This is a genomic window from Streptomyces sp. NPDC001568 (assembly GCF_042893755.1).
Lineage (GTDB): Bacteria > Actinomycetota > Actinomycetes > Streptomycetales > Streptomycetaceae > Streptomyces.
The window spans coordinates 160,862-177,960 of record NZ_JBIAVF010000017.1 but is presented as its reverse complement, the minus strand read 5'-3'; the positions used below and the strand labels follow the sequence as shown (position 1 = coordinate 177,960).

General features: G+C 72.6%; 16 protein-coding genes. 14 read left to right on the top strand and 2 right to left on the bottom strand.

All coding sequences use genetic code 11. The features are described from left to right. Positions 1-36: 36 nt before the first annotated feature. The 4 genes from ACFY0I_RS28985 to ACFY0I_RS28970 are packed head-to-tail and all read left to right on the top strand — an operon-like array spanning position 37 to position 5,168. Entirely contained in the window at positions 37-2,088 is a 2,052-nt protein-coding gene (locus tag ACFY0I_RS28985) for an NAD-dependent epimerase/dehydratase family protein (protein ID WP_388901348.1), read from the top strand. After that, positions 2,085-2,804 carry a PIG-L deacetylase family protein gene (locus ACFY0I_RS28980; protein ID WP_388901347.1) on the top strand — a complete coding sequence of 240 codons (720 nt, stop codon included), beginning with the start codon at positions 2,085-2,087 and terminating at the stop codon, positions 2,802-2,804. Before ACFY0I_RS28985 ends, ACFY0I_RS28980 begins: the two co-directional genes overlap by 4 nt. Beyond that, complete coding sequence (locus ACFY0I_RS28975; protein WP_388901345.1) at positions 2,797-4,029, top strand: ATP-grasp domain-containing protein; 1,233 nt, start codon at positions 2,797-2,799, stop codon at positions 4,027-4,029. Before ACFY0I_RS28980 ends, ACFY0I_RS28975 begins: the two co-directional genes overlap by 8 nt. A gap of 56 nt (positions 4,030-4,085) precedes the next feature. After that, entirely contained in the window at positions 4,086-5,168 is a 1,083-nt protein-coding gene (locus ACFY0I_RS28970; protein ID WP_388901343.1) for a glycosyltransferase, read from the top strand. Here the strand turns inward: ACFY0I_RS28970 and ACFY0I_RS28965 are convergent. Then, complete coding sequence (locus ACFY0I_RS28965; RefSeq protein ID WP_388901342.1) at positions 5,130-6,743, bottom strand: CocE/NonD family hydrolase; 1,614 nt, start codon at positions 6,741-6,743, stop codon at positions 5,130-5,132. The genes ACFY0I_RS28970 and ACFY0I_RS28965 overlap by 39 nt on opposite strands. A 46-nt stretch (positions 6,744-6,789) precedes the next feature. Here ACFY0I_RS28965 and ACFY0I_RS28960 point away from each other — a divergent pair, with 46 nt between their 5' ends. Genes ACFY0I_RS28960 through ACFY0I_RS28945 form a run of 4 tightly spaced genes read left to right on the top strand, consistent with a single transcriptional unit; the run spans position 6,790 to position 10,856 of the window. Continuing rightward, on the top strand, positions 6,790-8,301 hold the full coding sequence (locus ACFY0I_RS28960) for an amino acid adenylation domain-containing protein (RefSeq protein WP_388901340.1): 1,512 nt from the start codon (positions 6,790-6,792) through the stop codon (positions 8,299-8,301). Further along, positions 8,298-9,224 carry a macrolide 2'-phosphotransferase gene (locus tag ACFY0I_RS28955; RefSeq protein WP_388901338.1) on the top strand — a complete coding sequence of 309 codons (927 nt, stop codon included), beginning with the start codon at positions 8,298-8,300 and terminating at the stop codon, positions 9,222-9,224. The genes ACFY0I_RS28960 and ACFY0I_RS28955 overlap by 4 nt, the downstream gene beginning before the upstream one ends. Then, on the top strand, positions 9,221-10,075 hold the full coding sequence (locus ACFY0I_RS28950; protein ID WP_388901337.1) for an alpha/beta fold hydrolase: 855 nt from the start codon (positions 9,221-9,223) through the stop codon (positions 10,073-10,075). The genes ACFY0I_RS28955 and ACFY0I_RS28950 overlap by 4 nt, the downstream gene beginning before the upstream one ends. Continuing rightward, the gene (locus ACFY0I_RS28945) at positions 10,065-10,856 is read left to right on the top strand and encodes a nucleoside 2-deoxyribosyltransferase domain-containing protein (protein WP_388901335.1); all 792 of its coding nucleotides are present in this window, start codon (positions 10,065-10,067) and stop codon (positions 10,854-10,856) included. The genes ACFY0I_RS28950 and ACFY0I_RS28945 overlap by 11 nt, the downstream gene beginning before the upstream one ends. Here ACFY0I_RS28945 and ACFY0I_RS28940 read toward each other — a convergent pair. Beyond that, entirely contained in the window at positions 10,832-11,404 is a 573-nt protein-coding gene (locus ACFY0I_RS28940) for a GNAT family N-acetyltransferase (RefSeq protein WP_388901333.1), read from the bottom strand. The genes ACFY0I_RS28945 and ACFY0I_RS28940 overlap by 25 nt on opposite strands. Before the next feature lie 200 nt (positions 11,405-11,604). On the opposite strand from ACFY0I_RS28940, the gene ACFY0I_RS28935 reads away from it, so the two are divergent. The 6 genes from ACFY0I_RS28935 to ACFY0I_RS28910 all read left to right on the top strand — a co-directional run bounded on the left by ACFY0I_RS28935 (position 11,605) and on the right by ACFY0I_RS28910 (position 17,018). Further along, positions 11,605-12,453: a HipA family kinase gene (locus ACFY0I_RS28935; RefSeq protein WP_388901331.1), complete on the top strand. Its 849-nt coding sequence runs from the start codon at positions 11,605-11,607 to the stop codon at positions 12,451-12,453. After that, positions 12,450-12,833: a DUF3037 domain-containing protein gene (locus ACFY0I_RS28930; protein WP_388901329.1), complete on the top strand. Its 384-nt coding sequence runs from the start codon at positions 12,450-12,452 to the stop codon at positions 12,831-12,833. Before ACFY0I_RS28935 ends, ACFY0I_RS28930 begins: the two co-directional genes overlap by 4 nt. 127 nt (positions 12,834-12,960) lie before the next feature. Continuing rightward, positions 12,961-13,722: a 3-oxoacyl-ACP reductase FabG gene (fabG, locus tag ACFY0I_RS28925; protein WP_388901327.1), complete on the top strand. Its 762-nt coding sequence runs from the start codon at positions 12,961-12,963 to the stop codon at positions 13,720-13,722. A gap of 28 nt (positions 13,723-13,750) precedes the next feature. Beyond that, positions 13,751-14,512, top strand: a complete 762-nt coding sequence (locus tag ACFY0I_RS28920; RefSeq protein ID WP_388901325.1) for an SDR family oxidoreductase — start codon at positions 13,751-13,753, stop codon at positions 14,510-14,512. 152 nt (positions 14,513-14,664) lie between these two features. Continuing rightward, complete coding sequence (locus ACFY0I_RS28915; RefSeq protein ID WP_388901323.1) at positions 14,665-16,248, top strand: ABC transporter substrate-binding protein; 1,584 nt, start codon at positions 14,665-14,667, stop codon at positions 16,246-16,248. A 101-nt stretch (positions 16,249-16,349) separates the two neighbouring features. Further along, positions 16,350-17,018 (top strand): uracil-DNA glycosylase, encoded by a 669-nt coding sequence (locus ACFY0I_RS28910; protein ID WP_388901419.1) that lies wholly within the window; start codon positions 16,350-16,352, stop codon positions 17,016-17,018. Positions 17,019-17,099: the final 81 nt, after the last annotated feature.

Below are 17,099 nucleotides of genomic sequence, written 5' to 3'. Positions count from 1 at the left end.
CCGCGTCACAACCCTTCGACGAACCTGGAGAGACCCATGCCTCCCGTACGCCTCGCGATCGTCGGATGCGGCGCCGCCGCCCGCGGCTGCCACCTGCCCGCCCTGCCCCCGCTCAAGGGCGACGTGCAGCTGACCGCGCTCATCGACCGCGACCCCCACCAGGCCGAGGCCGCACTCGCCCTGTACCGGGAACTCGGCGGCACCGACGCCGACCGGGTGGTCCTCGCCACCGATCCGGCCGAGGCCGCCGACGCCTACGACGCCGCCGTGGTCGTGGCCCCGCACACGCTGCACGCGCCGATCGTGCGGGCGCTGCTGGCGGCCGGCAAGCACGTCCTGCTGGAGAAGCCGATGACCACCACCGTCGAGGACGCCGAGGGCCTGGCGGCCACCGCCGCGGCCGACGGCGCGCCGGTCCTGGCCATGGCCCACCCGCGCAGGCTCTTCCCCGCCTACGCCTGGGTCAAGCGGCTCATCGACAGCGGCGAACTCGGCGAGGTGGTGCGCGTCGACTGGTCGGAGGGCCACCCCTACGCCCACGAGCCCGTCTCCTGGTCGATGTTCGACCGGCGGCTCGCCGGCGGCGGCGTCCTCACCGACACCGCCTCCCATGTCTTCGACACCCTGCTGTGGTGGTTGGGCCCCGAGGTGGAGGTGGTCCGCTACGAGGACGACTCCCTCGGCGGCGTGGAGACGGACGCCTCCGCCCACCTGCGCTTCGGCGGCACCGACGCGCACTGCCGGTTCAGCCGGGTGCGCGACCTCGGCATCAGCTGCAAGGTCACCGGCACCAGGGCGACCGTCACCATCGGCACGGACTTCCCGGCGGGGGAGTGCACCCTGATCACCGCCGACGGAGTGGAACTGCACCGCGGCGACGTGGAGGCCGTCACCCCGGCCCAGGACGAGTGGGAGCTGCTCTTCACCGAGCAGCTCGCCAACTTCGCCGCCGCCGTGCGCGGCGCCGCTCCCGCCCACTCCACGGCTCAGGACGGCGTACGCGTCGTCGAGCTGATCCAGGAGTGCTACGACGGCCCCGCCCGCACGCCGTCCGCGCAGCCGTGGACCACGCGCGGCGACGGTGACGGCGCCGCCGAGGGCCCCGCCCTCGGCGGTCGCACCGTGGCGGTGACCGGCGCGAGCGGTTTCATCGGCGGCCGGCTCGTGGAGCGGCTGGTCCTCGGTACCGAGGCCCGCGTCCGACCCGTGGTCCGCGGCTTCGGACGGGCCGCGCGACTGTCCGTCCTCCCGCAGGACCGGCTGGAGTTCCGCCGGGGCGACCTGGTGGACCCCGACACGCTCCGGAGCGCCTTCGAGGGCTGCGACACCGTCGTGCACTGCGCGTTCGGCAGCTCCGGCGACGAGTCCGACCGCTGGGACGCCTCGGTCCAGGGCACCGCGAACGTCCTGGCGGCCGCCCGCGCCGCCGGCGTCCGTCGCGTCGTGCACCTCAGCACCATCGACGTCTACGACCCGGCCGTCACCGGCGCCCTGACCGAGGACTCCCCGGCCCGCCCGGCCGACCCCGCCGACCGGGAGTACGAGCAGCAGAAGCTCGCCGCGGAACGGCTCGTCCTGGACGCCCACGGCGACGGCCTGGAGACGGTCGTGCTCCAGCCCGGAGTCGTCCACGGCCCGTGGGGCGGTCAATGGACCACCGCCCAACTGCACAGGCCCGACAGCGACTTCACGCAGCTCCCGGCGGGCGGCGACGGAGGCGTGTGCAACGCCGTGTACGTCGACGACCTCGCCGAAGCCGTCCTGCTCGCCGTCGACACCGGGGCGGCCGCCGGCGAACGCTTCCTCGTCGGCCACCCCGAGGAGCTGCGCTGGGGCACCTTCTTCGACGCGGTCCGCACCCTGCGCGGCCTCGGCGCTCCCGCGGCGGCGTCCGCAGGGGAGCCGGCGACGGCCGCGGAACCGGTCGCCGACTGGGAGCTGGAGCTGTACCGCTCGACCGCCCGCGCGGACTACGACAAGGCCCGCCGGATCCTCGGCTTCACGGCGCGCACCCCCTTCGCCGGGGCCACCGTGCCGACCGGTGAGTGGGCCCGCTGGGCGGGGGAACTGCCGGGAGCCGGCGCGTGACGGGCGTCACCGACGTCCTCGTGGTCGCGCCCCACCCCGACGACGACGTGATCGGCTGCGGCGGCTCCATCGCCAAACACGTGCGGGACGGGGCCCGGGTGACGGTCGTCATCGTCATCGGCCGCGAGCGCAGCGCCCTCGACGACGCGGTCACCGACGCCGAGTTCACGGCCGAGACCGAAGCCGCCGCCAAGGCCCTGGGCGTGCACCGCTGCGTCCGCTTCGACGAACCCTCACGGGATTTCGTCCTCTCCCGCCGGGTCCATCTGGACCTCGTACGGGTCCTGCGGGAGGTGCGACCCCAGGTGGTGTACCTGCCGCACGACAACGACGACGACGTCGAGCACCGCATGGTGCACCAACTCGCCCTGGAAGCACTGTGGATGGCGCAGTCGGAGTTCTTCCACGAGGCGGGCGGCCCGCCCAGCCCCGCACCCCGGCTGGTGCTCGGCTACGAAGTGTGGGCTCCGATGGCGCGCTTCCAGTACGTCGAGGAGATCGACGGGCAGATCGAGACCAAGGTCGAGGCGATGCGCGCGTACGTCTCCCAGCTGCGCCACGCCGCGTGGGACGAGGGCATTCGCGGCCTGGCCCGCTACCGGGGCGCGGTCTCGGCCGGATCCGGGCACGCGGAGGTGTTCCAGGTGCTGAGCCTGGGCGCCCCGCCGGCCACGGTCCCCGCCGTCACCGACCCCGGGGGAGGCGGTCATGACTGACCGCCTGCTGGTCTGCGGAATCGGCTCCGGCATGGACCGTTCCCTGATCGAACTGCGGTCCCCGCAGTGGGAACTGATCGTGGCCACGGACCACCCGACGGACCGTGCCCGGGCGGCCGCGGACCTCCTGCTCGTATGCGATCCGAACGACGCCGTGGCGGTGCTCGCGGAGCTGTCCGCCGCCGGCATCGACCGTCTCGACGGGGTGTTCTCGCTGGGCGCGGACAACCCGCCGGTGATCAGCGTGCTCGCCGGTCGCTTCGGCTGCCCGGGGCTGCCGCTGGAGACGGCCCTCGACTGCACGCTCAAGGACCGGCGGTTGAGGATCCTGCGCGCCGCCGGGCTCGACCTGCCCCGGTTCGCCACTGCCGAGAGCGTCGGCGAGGCGGTCCGCGCGGCCGCCGACATCGGCCTGCCGGCCGTCATCAAACCCAGCGACCAGACCGGGTCGCTGGGCGTGCTGAAGGTGGAGTCGGCCGCGCGGGTCCGCACCCTGGCCGAGGAGGCGCTGCGGCTCAGCCCCGGCGGTCGGATCGTCATCGAGGAGTTCCTGGAGGGCACCGAACACACCCTGGCGGCCTTCATGGTCGACGGCGAACTGCACCGGTTCGGGTTCGCGGACCGGGAGTACGGCCGCAAGGAGGAGTTCGCCCCCCACTTCTTCGAGGGTGGCGACACCCTTCCCAGCAGGCTGACCCCGGCACAGATCGAGGAGGTGACCGACACGGTCCGGCGCGGGGCGCGCGCCCTGCGCCTGGACCCGGCGGTCATCAACACCGACGTCCTGCGCACCCACGACGGACGGGTCGTCCTCCTGGAGATCACCTGCCGGCTGACCGGTGCCCGCATCGCCACCGAGGTGATGCGGCTGGCCACCGGGGTCGACCCGCTGCCCAACGTGGTCCGGCTGGCCCTGGGCAAGCCGCTGCGGCCGGCCGAACTCGTACCCCGGCACCTCCGGGCGGTGGTGCAGCGGTTCGCCCCGGCGGACGGCGGCGTCGTCGAGTGGGTGGGCGACCCGCGGGACGTCGCCCGCCGGACCGGCGTGCACGACGTGTTCTGGGGACTCGACCTGACCCCCGGCACCGTGGTGCCGCCCTACCGCGGCGGAGCCGACGTACTGGCCGGGGTGATCGCCCACGCCGAGCAGCCCGCGGAGGCCGAGGCCATCGCCGAACGCACCCTGCGCGCCCTGCCCCTGCGCTTCAAGGCCGCGTCCCCGTGACCGCGCGGGCGCGGCGGGAACCCCGAACGCACACGAGTTGACGAGGGAGAACAGCAATGGCCACCGACATGGTGGACGAGGCGGCGGTCGACAAGGGCATCGCCCGGACCGCCGTGGTCATCGCCCTGCGCGACGACCTGCGGATCGCCGACTGCATCGCGTCGATCGACGAGGACGTCGAGATCGTCCTGGCGCTCAACGGCCCCAGCGACGCGGTCCTGAAACTGATCGCCGATCATCCCCGCCCGCTGACCGTCACCGAGATCGAGGACGTCGGCAACCTGGGCGCCGCCTACAACGCGGGGGCCGCCGCGACGGACCGGCAGTACCTGCTGCTCATGGACTCCGACTGCACCTTCGCCCCGGGGGTGGTCCGCGACATGGTCCGCGCGGTGCTCACCGAGCCGGTGGTCAAGGGCCAGGTGGTGTACGGCGAGTCGGACGGACTCCTCAGCAAACTCACCGCACGCGTGAGGGAGTTCGACGAGGGCGACTACGTCAGCGCGCTGTCCCCGCCGCTGATCTACAACCGCGACATCGTCGCCCACATCGGCGGCTACCACTTCGACGAGCTGATCCACTGGTGCGAGGACCGGGAGTTCGACTTCCGGCTCCAGCTCGCGGGGATCCCCGTCGTGTACCTGCCGCAGGCGCGGATCTTCCACGACGCCCAGCACGGCTTCGCCAACATGCGCAGCTACTTCCGCTACGGCGTCGGCGAGGGCATCGCCCAGGAGACCGGCGTCTTCACCACCCCGGCGGTACCGGTGGTCTGGCGAGTGTTCGAAGCCTCCCGCACGCTGGTGCACTGCGCCCGGGACAAGGGGGTGGCCGCGGCGGCCTACTACGCCCTGCTGAAGGCGGCCTTCCACACCGGCACCGCCCACCACCTGCTGAACGACCCCTACCGGGTCCGCGACCGCTACCCGGGCCCGGCCAAACGGGCCCGGATGGTCCGGTCGATCCCGCAGCACAGCACCAGGCTGACCGGTGCCCAACTGCGCCGGCTGCGGCGGGCGCACTGGGAGGCGGGCCGGCGGATCGAGAGGGTGGCCGACCTGTCGGTCTTCCACCCGGACGCCGCCGGCCCGGGCGCCCCGTCAGCCTCCGGGCAGCCGCCGCAGCAGCAGCAGGTGTGAGGGATGGTCGCCGCCGTGGTGGACGCTGTGGTGGGCGAGGGTCCGCGGATGGACGTCGAAGCGCGGGGTGTTGCTCGCCGCGACCTCCAGACGGATCCGGTGGCCCGCCCGGAACACGTGGCAGAGCGCGCCCAACGCGACGGTGACCTCGACCGGCCCGTCGGGAGCGGGCTCCGCGTCCGCTCCCGGCTCCAGGCGGCGCACGCCGTCGCACAGCAGTTCCGCCCGGCCGTCGGGGTGGACGTCGACGAGCTTGCCCGTCACGTCCGCGCCCGCCGCGTCCGGGGTCACGTACACCGTCAGGGCGGTGTCGCCGACGACGGTCAGCGGCGCGGCGAGCGGCTCCCCGGTGAAGCACAGCACGTCGGGGCGCCGCTCGACCTCGCGTTGGTCCAGCGGGCCGCAGTCGCCGCCGGTGAACTGGCCGGGCAGGGCGGTGGCCCCGCCGGTGGTGGGCACGGGGTCGGCCGGGTCGTGCCGGAGCCGGTCGACTCCCGGGGCCCGCGGCGCCGGGCCGGACGTCAGACTCCGGCCCCGGAGGTACAGCGCGAGGTCCCGCGTGCCGGGGACGGGCCAGTCGGGGAAGGAGCGCCACTCGTCGGCGCCGGTCACGAACAGCCGCACCGGATCGACTTCCGGGCCACCTTCCCCGAGCCGCCGCAGATACCGGTCGAAATGCTCCAGATGGAGGCCGGTGACATCGATGCTGCGTTCGTCGGCGGCGATCCCGTAACGACGCTGCGGAAATATTCCGCCGGTCACGCAATGGGACCACGGACCGATCACCAGTCGGGACGGGATTCCGCAATCCTTGATTCCGCGGTAATTCTCAAGGGCGCCGGCCAGGAATATGTCGTACCAGCCCGTGAGGTGCAGTACCGGGACCTCGATCGCCGGGTAGGACGCGCGGGGCGACGCGCGCCGCCAGTACGGGTGGCAGCCCGGGTGCTCGCGCCACTGCCGGTAGTACGGGGCCAACCTGTCCAGCAGCTCGGCCGCGGCATCCGGATCGCGGTACAGCCCGTCGATCCCGTCGACGGCGCGGGTCACCTCGGCCAGCTCCGGCCCGGTCAGCCCGGCCCCCTCCAGCAGCAGGTCGTACAGCACCCAGTACAGGACGAAGCCCAACTGGAAGGCCCCGCCCTGGCGGGTCCAGCCCTCGTCGAAGCCGGAACCGGCCACGTGCGGGGCGATCGCGCCCAGCCCGGGCGGTCGTTCGGCCGCGGCGAGCAGCGCGGCCATCGCCTCGTACGACCGGCCGAACAACCCGGCCGAGCCGTCGCACCAGGGCTGCTCCACCGCCCACGCGACCGTGTCCGCGCCGTCCCGCGCCTCGCGCCAGTACGGCTCGAAGGTCCCGCCGGAGTCGAACCGGCCGCGTACGTCCTGCACCAGCAGCGCGTACCCGGAGCGGACCATGCGCAGACCGTCGACGGAGGCGCCCCCCGGGCCGCCGGATTTCCCGTAGGGCGTCCGGCGTACCAGGACCGGCACCGGATCGGCGGTTTCCGGCCGATAGAGGTCGGCATTCAATAAGGTGCCGTCGCGCATGGGTATTTTCAGATCGTGTTCCATGACAATTCGCACCCGCCCATATTCCATCAGGACGAGGGAATTCACAATGCAGTCCTCCGGAATCCATTTCCTGGAACCGTTCTTCGGGACGGCACGCTCGGATCCGGGCCGCCCGGCCGTCGTCGACAACGGACTCGTCGTCGGCTACGGCACCCTCGCCGCCTGGGTGTCGGACGTGGCCCGCTCCGTCGCACCCCGTACCGGCCACCCCCAGCCGCCGGTCGGTGTCGTCGTGCACCACTCGGCCCGCGACGTGGCGGCCCTGCTCGGCGTCCTCGCGGCGGGTCGCGCCTACGTGCCGCTGGAGGCGGAACACCCGGCGGCCCGACTGGAGTCGATCCTGGGCCGACTCGGGGTCCACGAGGCCGTGGCGACCGCGGACACCGGCTGGCAACCGCCGGTCGCCAAGGTGATCCGACCCCGCTGGGCACCCGCCGGCGCGGCGCCCGCCGCCGACCCGCTCCCCGACTCCGGCGTACGGCCCGAGGATCCGGCGTACGTCCTGTTCACCTCGGGCTCCACCGGCACGCCCAAGGGGGTCGTGGTGCCGCACGGCGCCCTGGCCGCGGTGGTGCCGCCGCTGCGCACCCTGTACGACATCGGCCCGGACGCCACCGTGCTGCACTTCCACGGCGCCGGCGGCGACACCAGCCTGGAGGAGATCCTGCCCACCCTGACGGCCGGCGCCGCCCTCGTCGTCGACGACACGGCGCGCGAAGGCTTCGCGCAGGTCGCCGAGGACCAGGAGGTCACCGTCGCGGTCCTGCCGACCGGCTTCTGGCACGGCCTGACCGGTGACCTGCTGCACCGGGGCGCCGGCCTCCCGCCGTCCCTGCGCACGGTGGTGATCGGCGGCGAGGCGGTGCGCCCGGACATGCTGGAGCGCTGGCGCCGGCTCGGCGCCGACGGGGTGCGCCTGCTCAACACGTACGGGTCCACCGAGACGGCGCTGGTCACCCACGCCGTGCGACTGGCCGGCCCGGACGCCCCCGAACTGCCGGACGCCGACGGCGACCTGCCCATCGGGCTGCCCCTGCCGCACGTGGGCCAGCGCGTCGACGGCTCGGGCGAGCTGTACGTGTCCGGGCCCGGACTGGCGCTCGGCTACCACGACGCCCCGGGGGCGACGGCGGCCCGTTTCACCGAACACGAGGGCACCCGCTGGTACCGCACCGGCGACCTGGTGTCCGTGGCACCCGGCGGCTCCCTGGTCTTCCGGGGCCGCTCCGACCACCAGGTCAAGATCCGGGGCCACCGGGTGGACCTGATCGAGGTGGAGGCCCTCGTCGGCGGCTGCGAGGGAGTGCGGGAGGTGGCGGCCGTCCGGGTGGACCGGGCCGAACACACCACGCTGGCCGCCTTCTTCGTACCGCTGCCGGACCACGACCCCGGCGGGGTGACCGAGGGCGTCCGCGCACGGCTCGCCGCCACCGCCGCCCCGCACCTGGTGCCCAGCCTGCTGGTGCCGGTCACGGAGCTGGAGCGCACCCACACCGGCAAGGTGGACCGCACCGCCACCCGCGACCGGTACCTGACCGGCGCCGGGCCGGGCCGATGAGCGCCGCGACGGGGGCGCCGGAGCTCACCGACCCCGTCGGCCTCGCCGCGCGCGCCTCCCGGAGTCTGGGCCTGGACCTCGACCCCGCCACCGCCCGGGCCGACGACAGCGGTTGGGACTTCCGGGTCACGCACATCCGGGCGGTCGACGGCGCGTGGTGGATCCTGCGCCGGCCCCGCCGGCCCGAGGCCGCGGCGAGCCTGGCCTTCGAGGGTGCCGTACTGGCCGCCGTACGCGACCGGATGCCCGTCCCGGTCCCGCACTGGCGCCTGCACACGCCCGACCTGGTCGCCTACCCGCGGCTGCCCGGCGAGGCGGCCGGCGCCGAGGATCCGGACACCCTTGCCTACGCCTGGTCCCTGGACCCGATGGCCCACCCCGGCCACTACCTGGAGCCGCTCGCCCGGGCCCTGGTCGCGATCCACACCACCCCGCCGGACCCGCTTCCGAACCGCCCGGCGACGGCGGATCAGGTCCGCGCCCGGATCGCGGACCGGCTGGCCCGCGCCCGGACCGAACTCCCGCTGCCGGCCGCCGGCCTACGGCGCTGGCGGACCTGGCTGGACGACGACCGACTGTGGCCCGAGCGACTCGCGCTCGTCCACGGCGACGTGCACCCCGGCCACACCCTCGTGACGCGTCCGCCGTCCGGCCCGCCGACCCTGTCCGGCCTACTGGACTGGGCCAACGCCGAGGTCGGCGATCCCGCCGTCGACTTCGTCGACATGCTGTACGCGGGCGGCGTCACCGTCCTCGATCGGCTGCTGGAGGCCTACCGGGCGGCGGGCGGCGAGGTGCGCGACGGCATGCGGGCCCACGTCCTGGAACGCGCATCCTTCCTGTGGGTCCACGTCGCCCTGCGCGGCCTGGACACGGGCCGACCGGCCTGGGTGGAGACGGCGCTGCGCAGGATGACGCCGTGACCGCCCATCGGCCGGGCCCGCTCCGCCGGGGATGCGAGGCCCGGACGACGGGACGCACGCCCGCGGGCACGGCGTACACCCTGCACGGGACGGGGGAACTCCCGGTGCTGCTGGTCGCGGGCGCGGGCGGCGGCGGACGGATCTGGGAGCAGCACCAGGTGCCCGCACTGACCGCCGCGGGCCGCCTCGTCGTCACCTTCGACCACGGGCCCGCAGCCACCGGACCGCATGAACTGGCCTTCATCATAAGAGAGTTGCTGGAAGCCCTCGCGTGGCCGGCCTGCCCCTTGGTCGGGCACTCCCTCGGCGCCCTCGCCGTCCAGGAACTGCTCCTGACCGATCCGCGCCTGGCGAGCGGGGCGCTGCTCGCGGCGACGCGGGGCCGGCCCGACGCGGTGGGCGAGGCCCTGGCGCGCGCCGAGGCCGCGTCCGCCGCGTCGGGTGTCCGGCCGCCACCGGAGTACGAGGCCTTCGTCAGCCTGACGCACAACCTCTCGCCCCGGACCCTGGCCGACGAGGCGACGACCGCACAATGGCTCGACCTGTTCGAAATCGCCGCGCTGACCGGGGTGTCCGCGGCCCACCGACCGGCCCCACCGGTCCGTGACCGGCTGGCCGACTACGGCCGGATCCGGCTGCCCGTGCTCGTGTTGGGATTCGCCGACGACGTGCTGGCGCCCGCCCCACTGGGGCGCGAGGTGGCCCGCGCGATCCCCGGAGCCCACTACGCGGAGCTGCCGGACGCCGGACACCTCGGGTTCCTGGAACGGCCCGAGGCCTTCAACGCCCTCCTGCTGGACTTCCTCGCCACCTTGTCCCCGACCGACCCCGGAGCCCCTCGTGTCGCATGAGCCCCCCGCACCCGTCGCCGTACCCGACCCCGCGCCGGCCGAGGTACGGGTCGTGCACGTCGGCCAGGAGCCGCCGGAGTCCTGGGCGGCGGCCGTGTACCTGTGCGGCCCCACCCCCGCCGACCCCGCCGAGCCGTCGTGGCGGCCGGACGCCGTCGCGGCGCTGCGGTCCGTGTGGTCCGGCGCCGGACGCCTGGTGGTGTTCCTGCCCGAGCCGCCGGCCGGCGGCGGCTACCCGGCGTACCCGGACCAGGTGGCTTGGGAGGAGGACGCCATGCGCCGCTCCGACGTGATCCTGTTCTGGATCCCCCGGGACATGACCCGGCTGCCCGGGCTGGTCTCCAACATCAAGTGGGGTACGTGGTGCGACTCGGGCCGGGCGGTGCTCGGCGCGCCGCCCGAAGCCGAACGCATGGACTACCTGCTGCACTTCGCCGAAGCCCTGGGCGTGCCCGTGGAGCGGACGCTGGCGGGCGCGGCCGGCGCCGCCCTGCGAGCGGTCGGGCCGGGAGCCGTACGCACCGGGGGCGAGCGGTCGGTTCCGCTGACGGTGTGGCGGACCGCCCCGTTCCGGAGCTGGTACGCCGAACGCGGTGAGGCCGGCCACCGGCTGCTGGACGTGCGCGTGGAGTGGTACGCGCCGCCGGCGGACCCCGAGGGGGCCGCCGGCTGGCTGCTGACGGCCACCGTCGCGCAGCGGTCCGGGGTCGACGCCGGAGCCGATGCCGACCCCGCGGTGGTCCGCGTACTGGCCGCTCAGGGGCAGGGCATGCTCATGTAGAGCGCGTGCTCGCCCTCCGACTCGGTGCCCTGGTACAGGGCGGTGTCCAGTCCGCAGAAGGCGAAGCCGAGGCGCCGGTACGCGTGGATGGCGGGGGCGTTGACGTTGGTCACCTCCAACCAGACGTGCCCGGCGCCCCGCTCGCGCGCGAACTCCAGCGCGCACCCCATCAACGCGCGGCCGATGCCCCGGCCCCGGTGGTCCGGGGCGACCTCGATGTCCTCGATGGTCAGCCGCCGGTTCCACGGGGAGTACGAGACGGCGGCGAAACCGGCGACCCGGCCGTCGGTGCCGACGGCCACGAACGTCCGGTTGTCGTCGTCCGCGCCGTCCGCGCCGTCCGCCGCGTCGTCACTGCCGTCGTCCTCGGGGAACACCTTGACCAGCGGGGGATCCACCGGCACCTCGCGAAGGGCGAAACCCTCGCCCGTCACCGCCACCGCGAAGACGGTGGTGGTGGTGAAGGAGCCGTCGATGTCCTCGATGGCCCCGGTGTCCCCGGGCCCGGCGATGCGGAACTCGTACGTCGTGTCACTGGTCGTGGTCATGCCCCGAGGCTATGGCCGCTCTGCCCGACTGAGAGCTGATTTCAGCCGAATCGGATGCGACGGCGCGGCCGCTCCCGGTGAGGCCCGGGAAATCCAGGTGGGGCGGGGCGGCGGCGACGCCTACCCTGGCGGAGGAGCTCCTCGATGACCTTCGGGGAGCCCTTAGATCGCAAGGCTCGACGAATGGATACCCTGGGAAAATGCTGACAGAAGTGACAGCGACCCGCTATGTCACGCCCCTGCGGGAAGGCGGCTCGCTCCCGGGCATCGTCGAGGCCGACGACCTCGGGACCTACGTCATGAAGTTCACCGGCGCCGGCCAGGGCCGCAAAACCCTGGTCGCCGAGGTCATCTGCGGACGCCTCGCCCAACGGCTGGGCCTGCGCGTACCCCGCCTGGTGCAGATGCAGTTGGACCCCGTCATCGGGCTCGGCGAGCCGGACCAGGAGGTCCAGGAGCTGCTCAAGGCCAGCGGCGGGCTGAACCTCGGCATGGACTACCTGCCCGGCTCGATCGGCTTCGACCCGCTCGCCTACCGGGCGGACCCCGTCGAGGCGGGACGCGTCGTCTGGTTCGACGCCCTGATCAACAACGTCGACCGGTCCTGGCGCAACCCCAACCTGCTGGTCTGGCACGGGGACCTGTGGCTCATCGACCACGGCGCCACCATGATCTGGCAGCACAACTGGCCCACCGCCCGGGCCGCCGCGGCCAAGCCCTACGACGCCTCCGACCACGTCCTGGCCTCCGTCGGCCCCGACATCGACGCCGCCGCCGCCGAACTCGCCCCGCGGGTGACCGAGGAGCTGCTGACCGAGGTCGCCGCCGACGTCCCCGACGAGTGGCTGGTCGACGAGCCGGGCTTCGACTCCGCCGAAGCGGTCCGACGGGCCTATGTGGAGGCGCTGCTGCCGCGCGCGGCCACGATCCACGAGAGGATCTCGCTGGAGGCGCGGGTGAAGACTCCGACGGGTCCGCCCGGCTGGCTCACCGACCACCTCCCCGAATGGCCCCACAAGATCAACAAGAAGACGAGCGACGACGAGTGACCAAGCGGGACGTGTTCGAGTACGCACTGGTGCGCGTGGTGCCCAGGATGGAGCGCGGCGAGTGTTTCAACGCCGGCGTCATCGTCTACTGCCGGGCGCGCTCCTACGTCGCCGCGCGCATCCACCTCGACGAGGCGAAGCTCCTCGTCCTCGACCCGGAGGCCGACGTGGCCGGCGTCCGGGCCGCCCTGTACGGGGTCGAGGGGATCTGCGCGGGCGGCGAACGGGCCGGGCAGGCGGCGGACGGCGACGCGGGCCGGCGGTTCCGCTGGCTGATCGCCCCGCGCAGCACGGTCGTCCAGCCCGGACCGGTGCACACCGGTCTGACCGCCGACCCGGAGGCCGAGGTGGAACGCCTCCTGGACCTGCTGGTGCGCTGACCGACCCGCCCGCCGTGATGGCCCCCGTTGACACCGGGTGCCAGGGCTCCTAGCGTCTCCTCAGCTGAAGCTACTAAGCGGTTGCTCACCTCCGGGCGGCCGTTTCTCGACGGCGAGGAGATCCAGCATGTCCACCACCGAGCAGCGCGTCGCGATCGTGACCGGGGCGGCCCGCGGCATCGGCGCGGCCACCGCCGTGCGTCTGGCCGCCGAGGGCCGCGCGGTCGCCGTACTCGACCTCGACGAGGCGGCCTGCAAGGACACCGTGGAGGCGATCACGGCGGCCGGCGGCAAGGCCGTCGCGATCGGCTGTGACGTGTCCGACAGCGCCCAGGTGGAGGCGGCCGTCGAGCGCGTCGCGAGCGCGCTCGGCGCCCCGACCGTCCTGGTCAACAACGCGGGCGTGCTCCGCGACAACCTCCTCTTCAAGATGAGCGACACCGACTGGGACACCGTCATGAACGTGCACCTGCGCGGTGCGTTCCTGATGGCGCGGGCCTGTCAGAAGTACATGGTGGAGGCCAAGTTCGGCCGCATCGTGAACCTCTCCAGCAGCTCCGCCCTCGGCAACCGGGGCCAGGCCAACTACGCCGCGGCCAAAGCGGGTCTGCAGGGCTTCACGAAGACCCTGGCCTTCGAGCTCGGCAAGTTCGGCGTGACCGCCAACGCCGTGGCCCCCGGCTTCATCGTGACCGAGATGACGGCCCAGACGGCCGCCCGGATCGGCATGGGCTTCGAGGAGTTCCAGACCGCCGCCGCCTCCCAGATCCCGGTGCAGCGCGTCGGCCGCCCGGACGACATCGCCAACGCGATCGCCTTCTTCACCGGCGAGGCCGCCGGCTTCGTCTCCGGCCAGGTCCTGTACGTGGCCGGCGGCCCGCTCAACTGACCGGATCACGAGAGACAGGGCGTACGTCATGACCTACAACGGCATCGACAGCGGCAAGGCCGCGCTCATCACCGGCGCGAGCCGGGGCATCGGCTACGGGATCGCCGAGGCGCTGGTCGCCCGCGGCGACCGGGTCTGCATCACGGGACGCAACGAGGACGCGCTCAAGGAGGCCGTCGAGCGCCTCGGCGCGGACCGGGTGATCGGCGTGGCGGGCAAGGCGCACGACGAGGCCCACCAGGCCGTCGCCGTGGAGCGCGCCATGGAGGCCTTCGGCCGCGTCGACTTCCTGATCAACAACGCCGGCACCAACCCGGTCTTCGGGCCGATCGCGGACCTGGACCTCGGCGTCGCGCGCAAGGTGTTCGAAACCAACGTGATCTCCGCCCTCGGCTTCGCCCAGCGCACCTGGCACGCCTGGCAGAAGGACAACGGCGGCGCGATCGTGAACATCGCCTCCATCGCGGGCGTCTCCGCCTCGCCCTTCATCGGGGCCTACGGGATGAGCAAGGCCGCCATGGTCAACCTCACCCTCCAGCTCGCGCACGAGATGGCCCCGCAGGTCAGGGTGAACGCGATCGCCCCCGCCGTGGTGAAGACGAAGTTCGCGCAGGCGCTCTACGAGGGCCGCGAGCACGAGGCGGCGGCCGCCTATCCGCTCGGCCGGCTCGGTGTGCCGGAGGACATCGGAGGGGCCGCCGCATTCCTCACATCTGCACAAGCGGAATGGATCACAGGACAAACTCTGGTCGTTGACGGAGGAATCTTCCTCAATGCCGGAGTCGGCTGACCGATATCCGGACGCATTTGCCTCCCTGGGGGAGGCAAATGCGTACCGAATGTGCATGTAATCGGTCAAGTGCCTCACGAAACCTACCCCTTGGATTTGTGAGGCACTGCGGTAGGGTCTGCCGCATCCCTGGCTGATCGAGGAGCGTGCACGTGTTCAACCGGACCAGATGCCTGCGGATCACTGCGGCCCTTGCGTCCATATCCCTGCTCGCCGGCTGCGGTCTGTTCTCGGACGACGGTGGTGACGGCGCGAAGAGGATAGTCGTCGGCACCACGAGCGCGCCGAGCCACCTCGACCCCGCCGCCGCCTGGGACGGTTCCTGGGAGCTGTACCGGAACATCTACCAGACCCTTCTGGCGTTCCCCACGGGCAGCACCAGGCCCCAGCCGGACGCCGCCCAGAACTGCGAGTTCACCGACTCGGCGAACCAGTCCTACCGCTGCACCCTGCGCAAGGGCCTGAAGTTCTCCAACGGCGAGACGCTCGACGCCAAGGCCGTCAAGCACTCCCTCGACCGGATCCGGAAGATCAACCACAAGTTCGGGCCCAGCGGGCTCTTCAACAGCCTGGACAAGATCGAGACCCCGGACGCCCTCACCGTCGTCTTCCACCTGAAGGCCTCCGACGCGACCTTCCCGTACGTCCTCGGCTCGCCGGCCGCCTCGCTCGTCGCGCCCGGGGACTACCCCGCCGACAAGGTGCGCGACGACGGCAAGGTCACCGGCTCCGGCCCGTACGTCCTCACCTCCTACAAGGAGGGCGGCGAGGCGGTCCTCGGCCGCAACGAGACCTACACGGGCTTCGCCGACCGCCGCAACGACGGCGTGACGATCCGCTACTTCTCCGACTCCAAGAAGATGGTCACCGCCCTCAAGGGCAAGGAGATCGACGCGACCTACCGAGGCCTGTCCGCCGCGGAGATCAAGGACCTCCAGACCCCCGAGTCCCACAACGCGGGCGTCCAGGTCGTCGAGAACGTCGGCGCCGAGATCCGCTACCTGGTCTTCAACCCCCAGGACCCGCAGGTCAACAAGCTGCCGGTGCGCCAGGCCATCGCCCAGATCCTCGACCGCGGCGCGATCGTCTCCAAGGTCTACCAGGGCACGGCCGAACCGCTGTACTCGATGGTCCCCAAGGGCGTCGTCGGCCACAAGACGCCGTTCTACGACCTGTACGGCCAGCCGGACGTCGCCAAGGCCAAGAAGATCCTCAAGGACGGCGGCATCACCCAGCCGGTCGACCTCACCTTCTGGTACACCACGGACCGTTACGGCGCCTCGACCGCGGACGAGTTCACCGAGATCAAGCGCCAGCTGGACGAGACCAACCTCTTCCGGGTCACCCTGCGCGGCAAGCCCTGGAAGGAGTTCCAGGAGGGCTACAAGAACCGCGAGTACCCGGTCTTCGGCCGAGGCTGGTTCCCCGACTTCCCGGACCCGGACAACTTCATCGCGCCGTTCGTCGGCAAGGACAACGCGGTCGGCACCCCGTACGAGCCGGCCGACGTGATCAACGAGGTCCTGCCCAAGTCCCGCCGCGAGGGCGACCGCTCGGCCGGCGTCAAGGAGTTCGAACGGGCGCAGCAGATCTTCGCCCAGGACGTCCGCCTGCTGCCCCTGTGGCAGGGCAAGCTGTACGTCGGAGCCCGCGAGGACATCGCCGGCGCCGAGCGGGCCCTCGACCCGCAGACCGCCATGCAGATGTGGGAGCTCTACCGCAAGACCAGCTGGTAGCGCGGACCGACGGGCATCCGGATCGCGGCGATGTCAGTGGCCCCCGGTAGGTTCTTGAGCAGTTGCACGAACTTGTACCGGAGGTTGTCGACGTGACCCAGATGCTGCCCGAGTCCTGGCTCCCCGTTCTCGGCGGGGAGCTGGACCAGCCCTACTTCAAGGAACTCACCGAGTTCGTCGAGAAGGAAAGGGCGAACGGGCCGGTCTACCCGCCCCGCGAGCAGGTCTTCGCGGCCCTGGATGCCACGCCGTTCGACAAGGTGAAGGTCCTGGTCCTCGGCCAGGACCCCTACCACGGCGCCGGCCAGGGCCACGGCCTGTGCTTCTCCGTGCAGCCGGGCGTGCGGACCCCTCCCTCGCTGCGCAACATCTACAAGGAGATGAAGGAGGAGCTCGGCCTCCCGGTCCCCGACAACGGGTACCTGATGCCGTGGGCCGAGCAGGGCGTCCTGCTCCTCAACGCCGTCCTCACCGTCCGCGAGGCCGAGCCCAACTCGCACAAGGGCAAGGGCTGGGAGAAGTTCACCGACGCCGTGATCCGCGCGGTGTCCGAGCGCCCCGACCCGGTCGTCTTCGTCCTCTGGGGCGCCTACGCCCAGAAGAAGATCCCGCTCATCGACGAGGAGCGGCACGTCATCGTCAAGGGCGCCCACCCCTCGCCGCTGTCGGCCAAGAAGTTCTTCGGCTCCCGGCCCTTCACGCAGATCAACGAGGCCGTCGCCGCCCAGGGGCATGAGCCGATCGACTGGAGCATCCCCGACCTGGGCTGACGCCACCCCGCGCCTCGGTGCCAGAGACGGCGCCTGCGGTTAGCTTCGTGGGATCAGGCCGTACGAGGTCTGCGGAGCAAG

Bases quoted from the DNA above. Each gene is read 5' to 3' on its own strand.
- ACFY0I_RS28985 (WP_388901348.1), top strand. From the start codon at position 37: ATGCCTCCCGTACGCCTCGCGATCGTCGGATGCGGCGCCGCCGCCCGC.
- ACFY0I_RS28975 (WP_388901345.1), top strand. From the start codon at position 2,797: ATGACTGACCGCCTGCTGGTCTGCGGAATCGGCTCCGGCATGGACCGT.
- ACFY0I_RS28970 (WP_388901343.1), top strand. From the start codon at position 4,086: ATGGCCACCGACATGGTGGACGAGGCGGCGGTCGACAAGGGCATCGCC.
- ACFY0I_RS28965 (WP_388901342.1), bottom strand. From the start codon at position 6,743: ATGGAACACGATCTGAAAATACCCATGCGCGACGGCACCTTATTGAAT.
- ACFY0I_RS28960 (WP_388901340.1), top strand. From the start codon at position 6,790: ATGCAGTCCTCCGGAATCCATTTCCTGGAACCGTTCTTCGGGACGGCA.
- ACFY0I_RS28955 (WP_388901338.1), top strand. From the start codon at position 8,298: ATGAGCGCCGCGACGGGGGCGCCGGAGCTCACCGACCCCGTCGGCCTC.
- ACFY0I_RS28940 (WP_388901333.1), bottom strand. From the start codon at position 11,404: ATGACCACGACCAGTGACACGACGTACGAGTTCCGCATCGCCGGGCCC.
- ACFY0I_RS28935 (WP_388901331.1), top strand. From the start codon at position 11,605: ATGCTGACAGAAGTGACAGCGACCCGCTATGTCACGCCCCTGCGGGAA.
- fabG (WP_388901327.1), top strand. From the start codon at position 12,961: ATGTCCACCACCGAGCAGCGCGTCGCGATCGTGACCGGGGCGGCCCGC.
- ACFY0I_RS28920 (WP_388901325.1), top strand. From the start codon at position 13,751: ATGACCTACAACGGCATCGACAGCGGCAAGGCCGCGCTCATCACCGGC.
- ACFY0I_RS28910 (WP_388901419.1), top strand. From the start codon at position 16,350: ATGCTGCCCGAGTCCTGGCTCCCCGTTCTCGGCGGGGAGCTGGACCAG.